We start from the raw sequence: 16,165 nt of genomic DNA on the forward strand, positions 1-16,165 counted from the left end.
TCGACACACCCCACCCAACGCCACAACACCGGCCCGGGACACCCCCGGAACGGTCACGCCATACGAATCAACGACCCGCGAAGTCCGGGCCTAGACCAGCGGCCTCGCCGACATCAGCAGGTGCTGGTGAGCGGGGTGCGCCGCCTCGTCCGCCGCGTCCTCCCGGGACGCCCATCCGGTGACCATCGCGCGTTGGCCGGGGCCCATCAGGTCGAACCGGACCACAGGTGCGTCGAACGAGGCCAGGGCGTCCATCAGGTACGAGGGGTTGAAGGCGACCGTCAGCTCATCGGTGCCGTCGAGGACGGCAGGCAGACGCTGGGAGGCGACGTCGTCCTCGTAACCCGCCTGCAGCAGCACCGAGTCACCGCAGAACGTCAGTTGGAGCGGGCTGCCGCCCTCCGCGACCACGGCGACGCGCTTGACGGCCTCGACCAGGGGTGCCCGGTCCGTGACCGCAGAGACGGGGTCCACCATGGCGAACAGCTTGTCGTGGCGCGGCAGTCGGCCGTCGAGCAGACGCACCGTGGTGCGCATCCCGGCCAGTTCGAAACCGGCCGAACCACCGTCCAGCGCGAGCTGGACCATTCCGGACCGACCGAAGGAGCGGGCGATCTCGGCCAGCCGGCGGGCGGAGACCACGACATCGGCAATGACGCCGTCCTTCCCGGGCTTCCAGAGGAGCGTGCGTACCGCGAACCGGTAGCGGTCCGTGGCCGCGAGCGTCATCATTTCGCCGTCGAGCGCCAGCCGGATACCGGTCAGGATCGGCAGCGTGTCGTCCCGGCCCGCCGCCACCGTCACATGGGCGACGGCCGCGGCGAACTCCTCCGCGTCCACCGCACCGAGCACCTCCGGCAGCGACGGCAGCGCCGGATAGTCGTCGAACGGCAGCACCGAGAGGCCGAACCGGGCACTGTCACTCGTCAGCGAGAACCGTGAACCCTCGACCGCGCACTGCACCGCCCCCTCGGGCAGCACCCGGCAGACATCGAGCAGCCGACGGCCCATGACCAGCACCTTCCCGGCCCGTACGGTCTCCGCCTCCACCTCGATGCACGCGGACGCCTCGTAATCGAGGCCCGAGATGCGCAGCCGGCCGTCGGAAGCCTCCAACAACAGCCCGCCCAGCACGGGAACGGGCGAGCGCGTGGGCAGCACCCGGGCCGCCCAGGCCACGGCGTCGGTCAGTGCGCTGCGCTCAATGCGGAACTCCATGGCGGCGGCCTCTCCCGGTCGTCTCTGATCGTGGTCGTGATCGTGAGCCGACACTAGGGGCCACCACTGACAACGGGAGCAGAGGAAGGCGGTCGCGGGCGACGACAGCGGCCACCCCCGTGAGCCGCGGCCGTCGTCCCCGTGCCCCTCCCCCGAAGAGCCCCGCAACCGTGTTCGGACTCTAGGACTTCGGGTACGCAAGGGAAAGATTCAGTTCGCACTGTGTGGGCCGTCAGGGGTAACAGTCCGCACAGCCAGACCGGTACGCTGCACTCCGGTCTTTGGCAGGACCGCAGGACCGCAGGACCGCAGGAACACAGAAGCGGAGGACGCGTGCACGCGCGGGAACGGGCCGACGACGTACTGCGGATGTACCGGCTGGCCCGATCCGGCGGATCGCAGGAGCTTCTGCGCTGGGTGTCCGGCCGGACGGAGGGCTGGGCCGGACTGCTCGACGGTGACGGCACCGTTCTGCACGGTGTGACCCGGGCCCCGGACCGTACGGGCGTCGAAGCCGCCGCGCTGGCCACCGAGGGTGTGAGAGAACTGGCGTCGCTCGGCGCACACTCCTTCTCGTTCGACAGGGGGCCGCACACCGCGTTGTTGTTCCCGCTGGACGGCCCGCCGAACGTCTCTCCCCCGGTCCTGGCCGTCGTCGCCCCGCGCCCGCTGCCGGACGGACTCGTCACGCTTCTCTCCGACGTGGCGTTGCCCCTCGCCATGTGCTGGGCCGCGGAGACCGTGGAACGCAAGCGCCGCCGCGTGGACCTCGCGGAGTCCCGCAGCCGGGAAGCGGTGCTGCATCTGCTCATGACCGGCCAGCTGTCCATCGCGCATCAGGTGGCGGGTGCTCTGAAGCCCACGCTGCCCGACCCCGTCCTGGTCTGCGTCGTGGAGTGCCCGGGCGGGCGCCGGGACGAGGTGGCACGGATCTGCGCGAAACTCTCCGGCGGCCGGTCCTGGATCGTGCGGTGTCCGGTGTACGTGCACCATCTGATCCTCGTCGTGCCCGCGGGCCCGGACGCGGCCGAACAGCAGCTCGGCCTCCGGGTCGCCGACGTGGTGGACGGGTGTGTCGTGGGGGCGAGCGAGGACGTACCGCTGTCCGCCACGGCGACCGGATACCGCCAGGCGTTCCATGCCCTGGCCGTGGCCCGCGGGCTGCCCGCCCGGCATGCCCGCTTCGGCTCGGCGCCGGAGGCCGCCCTGGTCGTCGGTGCGGCCGGCGCGCAGTGGGCGGATGCGCTGCTGAACCCGTTGCTCACGCATCTGCCGCGGCGCAGCCATGACCCGGGCAGCCAGGAGCTCACGGCGACCCTCTCCTCCTGGCTCGCGTTCTCCTCGCACGCGACCCAGCATCTGAAGATCCACCGGAACACGCTGGCCGCACGGCTCCGGCTGATCGGCGAGCTGCTCGGCCTCGACCTGAACCGGGTCGCCGGCCAGGCCGCCCTCGACCTGGCCCTGCGCATCCGCGCCACGCCCACCGTGCACCGGGCGGTTGCCCCGGCCGGGGCAACGCCTGCGCCGCCCCACCGGCTGGACGACATCCTGCGCGGCCCGGCCGTCCAGGAATGGGCGGCCGGGCAGCTGCGCCCGCTCACCGCGTCCCGCTCTTCCCGGACCGCCGCCGACCCGCGGGCGACGCTCCGTATCTGGCTGGAGTGCGAGGCTCAACTGGGCCCGACCGCCGTCGCGTTGGGCATTTCGGTGCCAGGGGCCCGTAAACGCCTTGCGCGGCTCGAGTCGATTCTTCAGCGCTCGCTGCTGCAGACGCCGAGTGCCCGTTACGACCTGTGGCTGGCCTTCCGGGCCCTGGACGTCGCGGGAGCGGACGCCGCCCGATGAACCCGGAACGGGGGCGTGTCCGGCCGGGGCCGGGCACGCCCCCCGATCCGCAGCTGCGGGTCAGCAGCTCAGGTTGGAGCCGGGGGTGGTGCCGAGGATCGATACGAACGCCTGGTAGCGGTCGATACGGCTCTGGACCTGGGCGGGGTTGCCGCCGTTGCACTCCAGGGAACCGTTGATGGAGCGGATGGTCTCTCCGAATCCGGCACCGTTCACCATGGCGTTGTGGGCGGTCATGGTGCCGGGGCCGTTCTGGGTGTTCCAGTACCAGAGGCCGGTCTTCCAGGCGACCGAGGCGTTCTGCTCGACCAGGTACGGGTTGCCCAGCAGATCGATGCCGAGGGCATCACCGGCGGCCTTGTAGTTGAAGTTCCAGCTGAGCTGGATCGGGCCGCGGCCGTAGTACGCGGACTGACCGGCCGGGCAGCCATAGGGCTGACTGCTGTCGCAGTAGTGCGGGTAGTTGGCCGTGTTCTGCTCGACCACATACACCAGACCGCCCGTCTCGTGGCTGACGTTGGCGAGGAACGCCGCCGCCTCTTGGCGCTTGACGGTGTCACTGCCGGTGTTCGCGAAGCCGGGGTAGGCGCTCAGCGCCGCGGTCAGTCCGCTGTACGTGTAGAACGGATTCCGGCTCGGGAACATCTGGTTGAACTGCGCCTCGCTGACGACGAAGCCGGACGGGGTGCCCGGGTCCGTTCCGCCGCCACCGCCGCAACTGCCCTGGTCCGCCCAGACGTCGGAGCTGCCGGGGGTCTCGTTCTGGGTCCACCACTTGGCGGTCCAGTTGTGCCCGTTGTAGGAGGCCGATCCGCCGCCGGTGTAGACGGACGAGGAGTTCCAGGGTGCCGCGCAGTCGGCTGCCGCGGCGGTGGTTGCGGGGAGAACGACGACCATCGCGACGACCGCGCCCAGCGCGGCCAGCAGGCCCATGATGCGTCTGATCATGTGATCACTCCTTCGGTGCGGCGCACCGAGCCGGACGGTGCGCCGCCATGGGGGGGTGACGGTCACTCAAGCGTCGTTGGTCTGAACCTGTCAAGGTCTGGACCAACACCGGGCACCCTTCCCGAAGGAGAGTTCACAGGCGGCCCAGCGGAACCTCCTGCTGCCGGAACCGCTCTCAACAGGGGGAATTCTGGAAGGAGTTCATCCGGATCATGTGCCGCAACACAGGACGGGCCCGAAGGAAAAACCTTCGGGCCCGTCCAGCATGCGGAACGTCGGACCGGCCGGCCGGGCAGGGGCCGGCAGCACTCGACTCCGGCCGCCCGCGTCAGGTCGGCGCGTCGAGCCAGCGGACGAGGCGCGCACCCTCGCGGGTCATGATCTCCGGATCGCGCAGAGCGCTGGAGAGCAGCGACATGCCCTGGTAGGCGCCGACGAACGTCAGCGAGAGACCCTCGGGGTCGGCCACCCCCATCTCACGGAACTGCTGCTCCACCCAGTCCAGCAGTCGGCGGATGACCTGGCCCACCGACAGGTCGAGACCACCCTCGGCGCGCTTGTCGAGTTCGACGGCGAGGGTGCCGGTGGGGCAGCCGTAGCGCGCCGCGGTGTCGCGCTGCCCGACCCACGCATCCACGAGGCCCTTCAGGCGCTCGCGCGGATCGGCGAGCCGATCGAGGCTGCCGGTGAGGGCTTCCAGGTGCCTGGCGTGCTCGGAGAGGGCGGCTTCGACCAGCTCACCCTTGGTCTTGAAGTAGTAGTACACGTTGCCCGCCGGGACGTCGGCGGCCTGGGCGATGTCCGCGATGGTCGTGCGTTCCACGCCCTGCTCGTGCAGGACCCGGGCGGCGGCCGCCATCAGCCGCTGCCGCTTGTCGGCGGCCTTCGCCCGAGGGCGCCGGGAATCCATTGAGTCAGTCACCCGACTAACTATAGACAGCGACCGGTCCGACTGTGCTAGCGTCTCGCCAACGAAGTAAGTGAGTCAACTAACTAACTCGACTCACCGACTCATTCTCAACGAGGGAGACCGGCATGATCGTGGTGACAGGTGCGACCGGGAACGTCGGGCGGGCACTGGTGCAGATGCTTACCGATGCCCGGGTGCCGGTGACGGCCGTGGCCCGGCACATCACCGACGCCGATGTGCCGCCGGGGGTTCGGGTGGCGGCCGCCGACCTGGCCGAGCCGGCCGGTCTGCGGGCCGCGTTCGACGGGGCGGAGGCGCTGTTCCTGCTGGTGGCGGGCGACGACCCGCACGGCATTCTGGAGGCGGCGAAAACCGCCGGGGTGCGCAAGGTGGTGCTGCTGTCCTCACAGGGCGCGGGAACCCGCCCGGAGGCGTACCGGCACCCCCTTCTGTTCGAGACGGCCGTGCGGGAGTCCGGGCTCGACTGGACGGTCCTGCGGTCGGGCGGGATGGACACCAATGCCCTCGCGTGGGCCGAGTCGATCCGTACCGGGCGGGAGGCCGCGGCACCGTTCGGTGACGTCGGTCTGCCCTTCATCGACCCGGCCGATGTGGCCGCGGTCGCCGCCGTCGTCCTGCGCGAGGACGCTCACGCGGGTGCCACATACACCCTGACCGGTCCCGCGCCGACCACCCCGCGCGAGCGGGCGGCGGCGATCGCGGCCGCGCTGGGCGAACCGGTGCGGTTCACCGAGCAGACCCGCGAGGAGGCCCACTCGCTGATGGCGCGGTTCATGCCGCTTCCCGTGGTCGAGGGCACGCTCGCCATCCTGGGCGAACCCACCGAGGAGGAGCAGCGGGTGAGCCCCGATGCCGAGCGCGTCCTGAGCCGGACGGCGGGCACCTTCGCCGCGTGGGCCGAACGCAATGCCGCGGCCTTCCGCTGAGCACTCCGAACCGCACCGAACAGTCCACGGCGTCGCGGCATCCGGCCGTCAGCAGTACAGCCGGGAGCCCGGCGCCGTACCGAGGATGCCGGTGATCCGCTCGTACGTGGCGACCCGGGCCGCGACCGAGGCGGGGTTGCCGCCGTCGCGCTCCAGGGCGCCCTCGAGCGAGCGGATCGTCTCGCCGAAGCCCGCGCCGCCGACCATGGCATCGTGTGAGGTCATCGCGCCGGGGCCGTTCTGGGTGTTCCAGCGCCAGAGTGCCGTCTGCCAGGCGATGGACGGGTCCTGCTCGACCAGCCAGGGGTTCCACCGCCTTCGGGCCGGTCGTACGGGAGCCGACGAAGGAGTGCGAGGGCTCCACCGTCACCGTCGACACGCACGGCAGCAACGCCGGAATACGGGAGCTCGCCGACCGGGGAGCCGAGGCCGGGAAGTCCGGCTCACCCGCACTGATCGCCCTCTCCGACGGCCCCGAGCCGGGCGGCTTCCCGCAGCTGCGCGAGAACCGGGTCGCCGTCTCGCTCTTCCACCTCGTCGTCAACGACCGGGTACCGCTGAAGAACCTCACCCTCGCCGGCATCCGGAAGATCTACCGGGACGGCATCCGCAGCTGGAAGGCGCTCGGCGGGCCCGACCTGCCCGTCCTCGCCGCCCGCCGACTCCCTGGCCTCCAGCCTCCTGGGCTGTCTGAGCCGGGGGAACGGCCAGGACGTGATCCGTACGCACGGGCATCTGCCGTGCGCGACACCGAAGGGGCTGCGGATCTGCGGCGAGGACTGACCGGACGCCAGGAGGGCCGGGACTCAACGTCCCGGCCCTCCTGGCGCGTTCACCGCTCCCGCGGAAGTTCCTGCAGGAACTCCTGCAGGAACTCCTACAGGAACTCCTACAGGAAGGAGTTGATCTCGATGGTCTCGGTGCGGCCGGGGCCGACACCGATCGCGGAGATCGGGGCGCCGGACATCTCCTCCAGCGCCTTCACATACGCCTGCGCGTTCTTCGGCAGATCAGCGAAGGTCTTGGCCTTCGTGATGTCCTCGGACCAGCCCGGCAGCATCTCGTAGACCGGCTTCGCGTGGTGGAAGTCGGTCTGGCTGTACGGGAGCTCCTCGACGCGCTTGCCGTCGATCTCGTACGCGACGCACACCGGGATCTGCTCCCAGCCGGTCAGCACGTCCAGCTTGGTGAGGAAGAAGTCGGTGAGGCCGTTGACCCGGGTCGCGTACCGCGCGATCACCGCGTCGAACCAGCCGCAGCGACGGTCGCGGCCGGTGGTGACACCGCGCTCGCCACCGATCCGGCGCAGTGCCTCGCCGTCCTCGTCGAGCAGCTCCGTCGGGAACGGGCCGGCGCCGACACGGGTGGTGTACGCCTTGAGGATGCCGATGACCCGGCTGATCTTCGTCGGGCCCACGCCGGAACCCGTGCAGGCGCCGCCCGCGGTCGGGTTCGACGAGGTGACGAAGGGGTACGTGCCGTGGTCGACGTCGAGCAGCGTGCCCTGACCGCCCTCGAAGAGGACGACCTTGCCCGCGTCGATGGCGTTGTTCAGGACCAGCGTCGTGTCGGCGACGTACGGCTTGATCTGCTCCGCGTACTGGAGCATCTCCTCGACGATCTTGCCCGACTCGATGGCACGGCGGTTGAAGACCTTGGCGAGGAGCTGGTTCTTCTGCTCCAGGGCCGCCTCGACCTTCTGCTCCAGGATCGACTCGTCGTAGAGGTCCTGGACGCGGATGCCCACACGGTTGATCTTGTCGGCGTACGTCGGGCCGATACCCCGGCCGGTCGTACCGATCTTGCGCTTGCCGAGGAACCGTTCCGTCACCTTGTCGACCGTGACGTTGTACGGGGTGATCAAATGGGCATTACCGCTGATCAGCAGCTTGGACGTGTCCACGCCGCGATCGTTCAGCCCACTCAGCTCGGAGAGCAGGACGGCCGGGTCGACGACGACACCGTTTCCGATGACCGGGGTACACCCCGGCGAAAGGATTCCGGAGGGGAGGAGATGAAGTGCGTACTTCTGGTCACCGACGACCACCGTGTGGCCGGCATTGTTGCCGCCTTGGTAGCGCACCACATAGTCCACGGATCCACCGAGGAGGTCGGTGGCCTTTCCCTTGCCCTCGTCACCCCACTGAGCACCGAGCAGCACAAGTGCGGGCACAGGCGTACACCCCTTCCGGGCGGGGCATGTCCAAGGTCAGGGGGCGTACGTAAACGTCGTACATGCCGTACGACGATGTACGACAAGGCCTGAACCGTCGAACCGGGTGCCCCGGAATAGACGAAGCCCCTGGCGCAATAGCGCAAGGGGCTCTTGCACCAAGATGCTACCCGAGGAAGGACCGAGGTGTCGGCTGCCCAGCCCCCCGGCGACGGTGCGCACCAGCTGCTGGTGGTCATCGACCCGGTAGCCCGCCGGACCGACGGCGAGTCCGTCCGTATCGCGAAGGACGTGCTCAGCGCCGGTTCGCACGCCAAGATCTGTCTGCCCGACGGGCCCGAGGAGTTCGCGCGGGCCTTGTCCCGCCGGGGCAGTCGGCGGCCGGTGGTGGTCGGCGACGACCGGGCGCTGCGGCGGGCTGTGTCCCTGCTGTACCGGGAGCGGGAGCCGGCCCAGGCCGCGCTCTCGCTGATCCCGGTCGGCGCCGCGGCCGCGGTGGAACTCGCCCATTCGCTCGGCGTGCCTCTGGGCGCGGTGGCGGCGGCGCGCAGCGCGCTGGACGGCGCCGTGCGCAGGCTCGACCTGCTGGTCGACGACAGCGACGGCATCGTCCTGGGCGCGCTGCACATCCCGGCCCTGAGCGCGCTGCAGGGCGCGGTGGCCGCCCATACGGGGGTCACGGCGGTCTGGGACACCTGCCGCACCCTGGTCCGCACCCTGGTGCGCCCCACCCCGCCGACGTCCCCCGCCCAGCCGCCTACGCACCGGCTGCGGGTCGAGGCGGACGGCGTCCTGCTGAACGATCTGGACCGCCCGGTCGAGTCGGTGACGGTGACCTCGCAGGGCGGCGACGGGGGTCTCGCGGAGGTGGTGATCCGCACCCCCGCGTCCGAACCGGTCACGGCGGAGGCGAAGGCCGTCACGGTCTCGGGCGCGGACTTCCGCTACCGCGCGGACATACAGGTCGGCGGCCCGGTCCGGACGAGGACCTGGACGGTGCGGGCGGGGGCCTGGGGGCTGATGCTGCCGGTGGGCGAGGGGTAGCCTCCGAGAGGGCTGGGCTGGACGGAAGGGCGGGGCCGGAGATGTCGGACAGTTCGGGTGATGCGCACAGACCTGGGATGGGCGCGGGGGCGGTTCGGGCGGCCCCGGCCGCGCTGGACCTGCCGGGGACGGCGGGCGCGCTGGAGCGGTACCGGGCCTCGGCCTGGCGCTGGTTCGGTGGCGGCGCGGCGGGGTTGTTCTCCGCGGTGTTCGTCATCGGGTGGTCCGTGTTTCCGACGCTCGGCGGGCTCGGCGGGGCGCTGCTGGTGGGCGGGGCCGTGGTGAGGCACCGGGCACGACGGATGCGCCGGGTGCTCGGCGCCGGGCCGTGGGTGGCCCACACCTCGGTCGCCCTGCAGCGTGGCAGCAGCGGTGCTGTCGTGGTGCTGAGCGGGCCGGGACCGGGTGAGCTGCTTCCGCTGGCACCATCCACCGCTCAGTGGCGCTTCCCACTGCTGAACGGACCTGGCGGGGTGCTGTGGTGGTGTGGCGATCCCCGCAAGGGAGGTGTGCTGGCGCCGCCCGGCGGCACGGAACTGATCTGGGCGAAGCCGGTGCGGAGCCGCCGGGCCCGTTCGATCGCGGCCCGCCCGCAGGTCAGCGGCCTCCACATGCGCCCGGCCCCGCCCCAGCCGCAGATCGCTGCGGGCGCTGCGGGCGCTGCGGGCCATGCGGTCATTACGGGCCATGCGGGCGTGGTCAGGGCGGCGGAGGCGGCGGTCCCGGCGCCGGTGGTGGAGGCGCGGAGGCGGCGGCCCTGGTGGCGGGGGATCTTCCGCTGGGTGTTCGTCCTCGGCTGCCTCCTTATGGCGCTCGCCACCTGGTGGTCGGCGGCGTCCGATGACGACCCGTACGTCGGGCTGACGGTGATCGGTGAACGCGGTGACGGCCGCTGTGCCGTGCGGTGGACCGATCCGTTCGACGGGCAGGAACGCACGGGGCTGTTCCACTGCGCCCGGTACCGGGCCTCGGTCGAGGGCTACGAGAGCGGCTTCGTCGTGTCGTACCCGCCGTTCAAGGGTGATCTGTACGACTCGGAGCTGCGCGGCACCCCGGCCTTCATGGTGACGGACGTCGTCGGGTTCAGCGGGCTGGCGCTGATCGCGTTCGGGGCCGTCGGCGGGGTGGTCCGGCTGGTCGTGCAGGGGCCGTTGCGGAGCCGGAGGCTGCCGCCGCACGCGCTGCCCGACCGGCCGTGGGTGCGTAGCGGACCCGCCGCCGGGCCGGGCGCCGGACCGGATGCCCCGCCCGACGCGGAGCCCGACCCCGCGCCCGTGCCCGTCACCTACACCGCGTTGGCCGCTACACCGCGTTGGCCGCCACGGCGGAACAGCAGGCCGGGCTGCGTGGCCCGGACCCGGTGAAGGCGCGGGCAGTGCGCGATGTACGGGTGGGGCAGGAGGTCATCTGGTGGCGGGTGCCCATGTTGCGGCGCGCAGCCGGAACCGCGGGGACCTTGTGGTCACTGGGGTACGCGAGCACCGTCGCCCTTCTGTGCTGGGTCCTGGGCACCGATGTGGTCCCGGACCCGTTTCAGGGACTCGCCGTGCTGAGCGGGGTCCTGGGGCTCTGCGCCGCCTGGCGGACGTTCAGCTCGGGCATCCCGTTCGCACGCCTGCTTGCCCGTGCCGCTGTCGCTCCGGAACCCCGGACCCGGCGATACGTCCTGCTGTACGAGGCGGCCCGCCCGGCTGCCGGACCGCTGCTCGTGCTCTTCCCGACGGCTGGGACGGGCGAAGGAACGGGCTCGGGGACGGGCGGAGGAACGAGCGATGGGACGGGCGAGGGAGTGGTCGGTGCGATGCCCGAAGTCGCCGACGGCGACGCTCTCCCGGAGGGGCTGCTGCGGCTTCTGCCGCCGGGGCCGGACAAGTGCCCCTGGGCCGGGCTGCCCGCGCCGACCGGCACTGCGGAACTGCGCGGCCGGCCCGACGGGCTGCCGTTGGTCGTGGCCTGGATCGAGGGACGCCCGTACTGGCCGCAGGACGTGTACGCGGACATCGACCCGTCCGACCCCCGTACCCTCGACGCACTCTCGGACATGACCCCCGGCCCGGCGTAAGGGCATCGGCCCGGCACGACAGACATCCGCCCCCGTGCGACACGCATCCGGCCCTGCGTGCCGGACATCCGCACCGCGCGACAGACATCCGCGCACGCCTCTTCGGGCGTACGCGACCCGGCCCTTACTTACGCTCACCTGCCGTCGGGAGGTCGAGCGTCTTGCGGTGCTCGCGCCAGCGTTCCATCATGCCGCCCAGCTCCGACTGGACGAACTCGAAGAACGCCACTGTTTCGGCGAGGCGGGCGCCGGCCGGGGTGTGCTCGCCCAGGGTGCGGGCGCCGTCCTTGAGGGTGTTCTCCCAGCGGGTGAGCACCCGGTCGCGCTGGGTGAAGGTGGTGTACCAGACCTCGTCGTGCACGCGGTAGCGGTCCCGGCGCGAGCCCGGGTCGCGTTCGCGGCCGACCATGCCGACCTGCGTGAGGTAATTGACCGCGCCGGACACGGCCGCCGGACTGATCCGCAAGGCCATGGCGAGCTCGGCGGAGGTCATCGAGCCGTCGTCGTCCGCGAGGAGCGCGGCGAAGACGCGGGACGCCATCCGCTGCATCCCCGCCTCGCTCATGTCGGACGCGAACCGCTCCACGAACCGCGACACGGCTTCCGCGTCACGCCCGTCGCCCACGTTCTGTTCGATTTTGCTGGTCATGACCCGATCGTCTCCCCTGATTCCCCGGCCCCCGCCGCACCCTCAACTTTATACGCTTCCTTAACTTCACAAATTTGTGAAAGTAGCGTACCTTCAAAAACATGACGAAGGCAATCACGGTGGCCGGGCTGCACAAGTCGTTCGGTCGGACGCACGCGCTGGACGGCCTCGACCTCACGGTCGAGACCGGTGAGGTCCACGGCTTCCTGGGGCCCAACGGGTCCGGGAAGTCCACCACCATCCGGGTGCTGCTGGGGCTGCTGCGGGCCGACTCCGGCGCCGCCCAGCTGCTCGGCCGCGACCCGTGGAACGACGCGGTCGAGCTCCACCGGCGGGTGGCGTACGTCCCGGGTGACGTCACGCTGTGGCGCAACCTCTCCGGCGGCGAGGTGATCGATCTGTACGGGCGGCTGCGCGGCGGCCTCGACCGGACCCGGCGCGCCGACCTCGTCGAACGGTTCGAGCTCGACCCGACGAAGAAGGGGCGTACGTACTCCAAGGGAAACCGGCAGAAGGTCGCCCTCGTCGCCGCGTTCGCCTCCGATGTGGATCTGCTGATCCTGGACGAGCCGACGAGCGGTCTCGATCCGCTGATGGAGGAGGTCTTCCAGGACTGCGTCGCCGAGGAGCGTGCGCGCGGGCGGACGATCCTGCTGTCCAGCCATATCCTCAGCGAGGTCGAATCGCTCTGCGACCGGGTCAGCATCATCCGCCAGGGGCAGACGGTGGAAACGGGTTCACTGGCGGACATGCGCCATCTGACGCGTACGAACATCAGCGCCGAGCTGGCCGGCGCCCCCAACGGGCTCGCGCATCTGCCCGGCGTCCATGACCTCGACGTCCAGGGCCTGCGGGTCACGCTCCAGGTCGACACGGACAAGCTGGACGCGGTTCTCAAGTCGCTCTCCGCATCGGGGGTACGGACGCTGACCAGCACCCCGCCCACGCTGGAGGAGCTCTTCCTGCGTCACTACGCGACCGACGCGACGGGCACGACGGACAGCGGCGAGGGTGTGGGGGTGGCGGCGCGATGACTGCCGTGACCATGACCGCACCGGCCGGCGCGGGGCACCGGGCCGGGTCCGCTACCGGGCAGCTCGCCGGCACCCGGCCCCTGCTGAGGCTCGCGCTGCGGCGCGACCGGATCATGATGCCGATCTGGGTGATCGTGCTCGGCGCCTCCTTCTCCTCGGTCGGGAAGTCCTTCGCCTCGCTGTACGAAACGGCCGCCCAGCGCACCGAGCTCGCCGCGTCGATGAACGCCAACAGCTCGCTCCGGGCGCTGTACGGACCGGTCTTCAACGACTCCGTCGGCGGGCTCGTCAGCTGGCGGATGGTCGGCTTCGGCGGAGCGCTGGCGGCCGTGATGAGCCTGATCGTCGTCATCCGGCACACCCGGGAGGAAGAGGAGACCGGCCGTCAGGAGATGCTCTCCTCCGCCATGGTGGGCCGCCGTGCCCCGCTGACCGCCGCGCTCCTCGCCGCGCTGATCGCCAACGCCGCGCTGGCGCTGATGATCACAGCCGGCATGGCCGGGTCCGGCGGGGGCGGCGCCGGAGCGGTGGCGCTCGCGCTGGCGATCGCCGGGATCGGCATGCTGTTCGCCTGCACCGCCGCGATCGCCGCACAGTTCACCGAGAGCGCACGGCTCGCGAAGGGACTCACGGCGGCGGTGATCGGTGCCGCGTTCGTACTGAAGGCGGCGGGCGACTCGGCGACGGACGACGGCTCGTCCGTACTGACCTGGCTCTCCCCCATCGGCTGGGCGGAGAACGTGCGCGCATACGCGGACGAGCGCTGGTGGGTGCTGCTCGTCATCGCGGCGGCCGTCGTGTTCCAGGCCGCCCTCGCGTACACCCTGGCGGGGCGGCGCGATGTCGGCATGAGCTTCCTGGCGACCCGGCCCGGGCCCGCGCAGGGGCGGATCTCCACGGCGTTCGGTCTTGCGCTGCGGCTCCAGCGCGGTTCGCTGATCGGGTGGACGCTGTCCTTCGCCGTGGTCGGGGTCGTCTTCGGCGGGCTGACCGGCGGGGCGGCGGATCTCGTCGGCGACAACGCCAAGACGCAGGAGATCTTCGAGCGGATGGGCGGACAGTCCGGGCTGACCGACGCGTTCCTCGCAGCGATGGTCTCGATGCTCGGGATGGTCGCGGCGCTGTACATCATCTCGACAGTGCTGCGGCTGCACGGCGAGGAGACCGCCGGGCGCGCCGAACCGGTGCTGGCGGGCGGGGTGAGCCGGATCGGGTGGGCGGCCGGTCATCTGGCCATCGCCTTCGGCGGCGCCGCCCTGATCATGGCGGTCGGCGGCCTCGGCCTGGCCGTCGGCTACGGCCACGAACTCCCGGCCGTGCTGGGTGCGTCGCTGGTACAGCTTCCGGCCATCTGGCTGCTGGGCGCAGTAGCGGTCCTGCTGTACGGGGCGCTCCCGAAGGCGGCGGTGGCGTCCTGGGGCGTGGCCGGGATCTGCCTGGCGCTGGGGTGGATCGGGCCCGCCATCGATCTGCCGCAGCCTTTGATGGACGTATCACCGTTCACGCATCTGCCGAAGCTGCCCGGGGGCACGGGGATGGAATGGGGCCCGGTACTGGCGCTCACCGCGACCGCGGTCGTCCTGGTGGGGGCCGGGGTGGCGGCGTTGCGGCGACGCGACGTCCTGACGTGACGCGAGGGCGGGGCCACCCCGGGTGCAACCTCCCCGTGGTGCACCCGCGTCCCCCTGACCATGGAGAACCGACGCGAAGCCATCCGCGGAGTCACCGGATGCATGGTCGCCGCCGCCGGCGGGGCCGCCGGGATGCTCGTCTGGGCCCCTTACGGCCGACGCGGGATCTTCGGCGGCTTCGAGGGCGAGTCGGAGTGGAACGTGCTCCTGCTCGGGCTGCCGGTCATGACTCTCGGCGGCATCGCGGCCGGGATCGCGCTCTTCGCCCTCGTACAGGGGAAGTGGCGGCCAGCACTCGGAGCGGCGGCGCTCCTGACGGCCCTTGCCGGCTTCGGGGTGGCGTTCGACGTACTGGAAGGACCGCCACTGAACTGCGGGCCGGGGTGCTGACTCCCGGCCCGCACCGTGCCCGGCGCATCGGACCGCACCATGCCCCGGCCCGCCCCCTTACTCCCCCGTCACAGCTCGACGCGCAGTTCCTTCAGGCCCCTGATCACATAGCCCGGGTTCCACTCCGGCTCGGCTGCCAGTCGCAGGTTCGGGGCGCGGCGCAGCAACTCACCGAAGGAAGCGGACAGTTCGACCCGGGCCAGCGGGGCGCCCAGGCAGAAGTGGATGCCGGCGCCGAAGGTGATGTGGGGGTTGTCCCGGCGGGCCAGGTCCAGGGTGTCCGGGGCCGGGAAGCGGGCCGGGTCGCGGTTGGCGGAGCCGAAGAGCAGGGCCACCTCGGAGCCGCGCGGAATGACTGTGCCGTCGATCTCGATGTCGTCGAGGACCCAGCGCTCGAACATCTGAAGCGGGGTGTCGTACCGCATCAGTTCCTCGATCGCCGTCGGCAGCAGCCCGTGGTCGGTGCGCAGGGCGGCCAGCTGCTCGGGGTGGCGCAGCAGCGTCCACCAGCCGTTCACCGTGGTGTTGACGGTCGCCTCGTGGCCCGCGTTGAGCAGCAGCACACAGGTGGAGATCATCTCCTGCTCGCTCAGCCTCTCCCCCTCGTCGTGGGCGGCGATGAGCGCGGAGATCAGATCCGTACCCGGGTTCTTGCGCCGCTCCTTGATCAGCTCGCGCAGATACGCGGAGAAGTCGAGCGAGGCGCGGACGGCGGCACGGGCGGTGTCGTCGGACGGATTCAGTTCAAACATTCCGCAGATCGCCGCCGACCAGGGCCGTAGCGGGGCACGGTCGGTCTCCGGGATGCCGAGCATCTCGGCGATGACGGCCACCGGCAGCGGTTCGGCGACGGCCGTCAGCAGATCGCCGCCGCCCGCCTCGACGAACGAGTCGACCAGCCCGGCGGCCAGCCGCCGCACGGTCGGGACGAGCTGCTCGACCGTACGCGGAGTGAACGCCTTGGAGACCAGGCGCCGGATCCGGGTGTGGTCGGGGGCCTCCAGGTCGAGGAGCCCCTGGCCGTTGAGGGTGTGGAAGGGCTCGTGCTCCGCGGGCGGCGGCGTGCGGCCGAACTCCTCGTGGGTGAAGCGGTGCAGATATGTACGGCCCAGTCGGCGGTCGCGCAGCAGCGCGGACACATCGCAGTGGTGCGGGACGAGCCACTGGTCGGTCGGCTCGAAGTAGTGCACCCGGCCGGCTGCTCGCAGCGCGGCGTAGGCCGGGTACGGGTCGGCGACGAACGCCGGGGACCAGGGGTCGAAGAGGGCGAAGGGGGCGTCGGCCGCGGAACGTGAGGGCGGGTGCATATAC

14 protein-coding genes and 2 pseudogenes are annotated in these 16,165 nt (G+C 71.2%); 9 read left to right on the forward strand and 7 right to left on the reverse strand.

From position 1 onward, the window contains the following. Nucleotides 1–90: 90 nt before the first annotated feature. Nucleotides 91–1,218 (reverse strand): DNA polymerase III subunit beta, encoded by a 1,128-nt coding sequence (dnaN, locus tag ACIPEK_RS39435; protein ID WP_402006678.1) that lies wholly within the window; start codon nt 1,216–1,218, stop codon nt 91–93. Between the two features lie 369 nt (nt 1,219–1,587). Between dnaN and ACIPEK_RS39440 the strand changes: the two genes are divergently transcribed. Next, nucleotides 1,588–3,066, forward strand: coding sequence for a helix-turn-helix domain-containing protein (locus ACIPEK_RS39440; protein WP_402006761.1), 1,479 nt, complete (start codon nt 1,588–1,590; stop codon nt 3,064–3,066). Between the two features lie 60 nt (nt 3,067–3,126). On the opposite strand, the gene ACIPEK_RS39445 is transcribed toward ACIPEK_RS39440, so the two are convergent. Both ACIPEK_RS39445 and ACIPEK_RS39450 read right to left on the reverse strand, forming a co-directional pair. Further along, complete coding sequence (locus ACIPEK_RS39445) at nt 3,127–4,014, reverse strand: glycoside hydrolase family 19 protein (RefSeq protein WP_402006681.1); 888 nt, start codon at nt 4,012–4,014, stop codon at nt 3,127–3,129. 328 nt (nt 4,015–4,342) lie between these two features. After that, entirely contained in the window at nt 4,343–4,936 is a 594-nt protein-coding gene (locus ACIPEK_RS39450; RefSeq protein ID WP_402006684.1) for a TetR/AcrR family transcriptional regulator, read from the reverse strand. Nucleotides 4,937–5,049: 113 nt separating this feature from the next. Here ACIPEK_RS39450 and ACIPEK_RS39455 point away from each other — a divergent pair, with 113 nt between their 5' ends. Further along, on the forward strand, nt 5,050–5,871 hold the full coding sequence (locus tag ACIPEK_RS39455; protein ID WP_402006687.1) for an SDR family oxidoreductase: 822 nt from the start codon (nt 5,050–5,052) through the stop codon (nt 5,869–5,871). Nucleotides 5,872–5,919: 48 nt separating this feature from the next. On the opposite strand, the pseudogene ACIPEK_RS39460 reads toward ACIPEK_RS39455, so the two are convergent. After that, nucleotides 5,920–6,180, reverse strand: a pseudogene (locus ACIPEK_RS39460) (chitinase); the annotation flags it as partial. Here ACIPEK_RS39460 and ACIPEK_RS39465 point away from each other — a divergent pair. Continuing rightward, nucleotides 6,177–6,654 (forward strand): annotated as a pseudogene (locus ACIPEK_RS39465) (substrate-binding domain-containing protein); the annotation flags it as partial. The pseudogenes ACIPEK_RS39460 and ACIPEK_RS39465 overlap by 4 nt on opposite strands. A gap of 106 nt (nt 6,655–6,760) precedes the next feature. Here ACIPEK_RS39465 and ACIPEK_RS39470 read toward each other — a convergent pair. Then, the gene (locus ACIPEK_RS39470; protein WP_383072412.1) at nt 6,761–8,044 is read right to left on the reverse strand and encodes an adenylosuccinate synthase; all 1,284 of its coding nucleotides are present in this window, start codon (nt 8,042–8,044) and stop codon (nt 6,761–6,763) included. 186 nt (nt 8,045–8,230) lie between these two features. On the opposite strand from ACIPEK_RS39470, the gene ACIPEK_RS39475 reads away from it, so the two are divergent. The 3 genes from ACIPEK_RS39475 to ACIPEK_RS39485 all read left to right on the forward strand — a co-directional run bounded on the left by ACIPEK_RS39475 (nt 8,231) and on the right by ACIPEK_RS39485 (nt 11,150). Beyond that, entirely contained in the window at nt 8,231–9,088 is an 858-nt protein-coding gene (locus ACIPEK_RS39475; RefSeq protein WP_402006690.1) for a diacylglycerol kinase, read from the forward strand. A gap of 77 nt (nt 9,089–9,165) precedes the next feature. Beyond that, a complete protein-coding gene (locus ACIPEK_RS39480; protein WP_402006693.1) occupies nt 9,166–10,452 on the forward strand; it encodes a hypothetical protein in 1,287 nt (428 codons plus the stop codon). Nucleotides 10,453–10,463: 11 nt separating this feature from the next. Beyond that, on the forward strand, nt 10,464–11,150 hold the full coding sequence (locus ACIPEK_RS39485; RefSeq protein WP_402006696.1) for a hypothetical protein: 687 nt from the start codon (nt 10,464–10,466) through the stop codon (nt 11,148–11,150). Between the two features lie 124 nt (nt 11,151–11,274). On the opposite strand, the gene ACIPEK_RS39490 is transcribed toward ACIPEK_RS39485, so the two are convergent. Next, nucleotides 11,275–11,799 carry a GbsR/MarR family transcriptional regulator gene (locus ACIPEK_RS39490; protein ID WP_402006699.1) on the reverse strand — a complete coding sequence of 175 codons (525 nt, stop codon included), beginning with the start codon at nt 11,797–11,799 and terminating at the stop codon, nt 11,275–11,277. A gap of 101 nt (nt 11,800–11,900) precedes the next feature. On the opposite strand from ACIPEK_RS39490, the gene ACIPEK_RS39495 reads away from it, so the two are divergent. The 3 genes from ACIPEK_RS39495 to ACIPEK_RS39505 are packed head-to-tail and all read left to right on the forward strand — an operon-like array spanning nt 11,901 to nt 14,854. Continuing rightward, complete coding sequence (locus ACIPEK_RS39495) at nt 11,901–12,833, forward strand: ABC transporter ATP-binding protein (RefSeq protein WP_327274384.1); 933 nt, start codon at nt 11,901–11,903, stop codon at nt 12,831–12,833. After that, nucleotides 12,830–14,464 carry an ABC transporter permease gene (locus tag ACIPEK_RS39500; protein ID WP_402006702.1) on the forward strand — a complete coding sequence of 545 codons (1,635 nt, stop codon included), beginning with the start codon at nt 12,830–12,832 and terminating at the stop codon, nt 14,462–14,464. Before ACIPEK_RS39495 ends, ACIPEK_RS39500 begins: the two co-directional genes overlap by 4 nt. A gap of 60 nt (nt 14,465–14,524) precedes the next feature. Then, on the forward strand, nt 14,525–14,854 hold the full coding sequence (locus tag ACIPEK_RS39505) for a hypothetical protein (RefSeq protein ID WP_402006705.1): 330 nt from the start codon (nt 14,525–14,527) through the stop codon (nt 14,852–14,854). Nucleotides 14,855–14,922: 68 nt separating this feature from the next. On the opposite strand, the gene ACIPEK_RS39510 is transcribed toward ACIPEK_RS39505, so the two are convergent. Further along, complete coding sequence (locus ACIPEK_RS39510) at nt 14,923–16,161, reverse strand: cytochrome P450 (RefSeq protein ID WP_402006708.1); 1,239 nt, start codon at nt 16,159–16,161, stop codon at nt 14,923–14,925. Nucleotides 16,162–16,165 lie beyond the last annotated feature (4 nt).

Origin of the sequence: Streptomyces sp. NPDC088246 (assembly GCF_044741025.1) — a bacterium.
Classification (GTDB): Bacteria; Actinomycetota; Actinomycetes; order Streptomycetales; family Streptomycetaceae; genus Streptomyces.

What these genes read in the sequence shown, in the direction of transcription:
- ACIPEK_RS39490 (WP_402006699.1), bottom strand. Translation starts at nt 11,799, where the DNA reads ATGACCAGCAAAATCGAACAGAACGTGGGCGACGGGCGTGACGCGGAA.
- ACIPEK_RS39495 (WP_327274384.1), top strand. Translation starts at nt 11,901, where the DNA reads ATGACGAAGGCAATCACGGTGGCCGGGCTGCACAAGTCGTTCGGTCGG.
- ACIPEK_RS39440 (WP_402006761.1), top strand. Translation starts at nt 1,588, where the DNA reads ATGTACCGGCTGGCCCGATCCGGCGGATCGCAGGAGCTTCTGCGCTGG.
- ACIPEK_RS39505 (WP_402006705.1), top strand. Translation starts at nt 14,525, where the DNA reads ATGGAGAACCGACGCGAAGCCATCCGCGGAGTCACCGGATGCATGGTC.
- ACIPEK_RS39445 (WP_402006681.1), bottom strand. Translation starts at nt 4,014, where the DNA reads ATGATCAGACGCATCATGGGCCTGCTGGCCGCGCTGGGCGCGGTCGTC.
- ACIPEK_RS39455 (WP_402006687.1), top strand. Translation starts at nt 5,050, where the DNA reads ATGATCGTGGTGACAGGTGCGACCGGGAACGTCGGGCGGGCACTGGTG.
- dnaN (WP_402006678.1), bottom strand. Translation starts at nt 1,218, where the DNA reads ATGGAGTTCCGCATTGAGCGCAGCGCACTGACCGACGCCGTGGCCTGG.
- ACIPEK_RS39510 (WP_402006708.1), bottom strand. Translation starts at nt 16,161, where the DNA reads ATGCACCCGCCCTCACGTTCCGCGGCCGACGCCCCCTTCGCCCTCTTC.
- ACIPEK_RS39500 (WP_402006702.1), top strand. Translation starts at nt 12,830, where the DNA reads ATGACTGCCGTGACCATGACCGCACCGGCCGGCGCGGGGCACCGGGCC.
- ACIPEK_RS39480 (WP_402006693.1), top strand. Translation starts at nt 9,166, where the DNA reads ATGGGCGCGGGGGCGGTTCGGGCGGCCCCGGCCGCGCTGGACCTGCCG.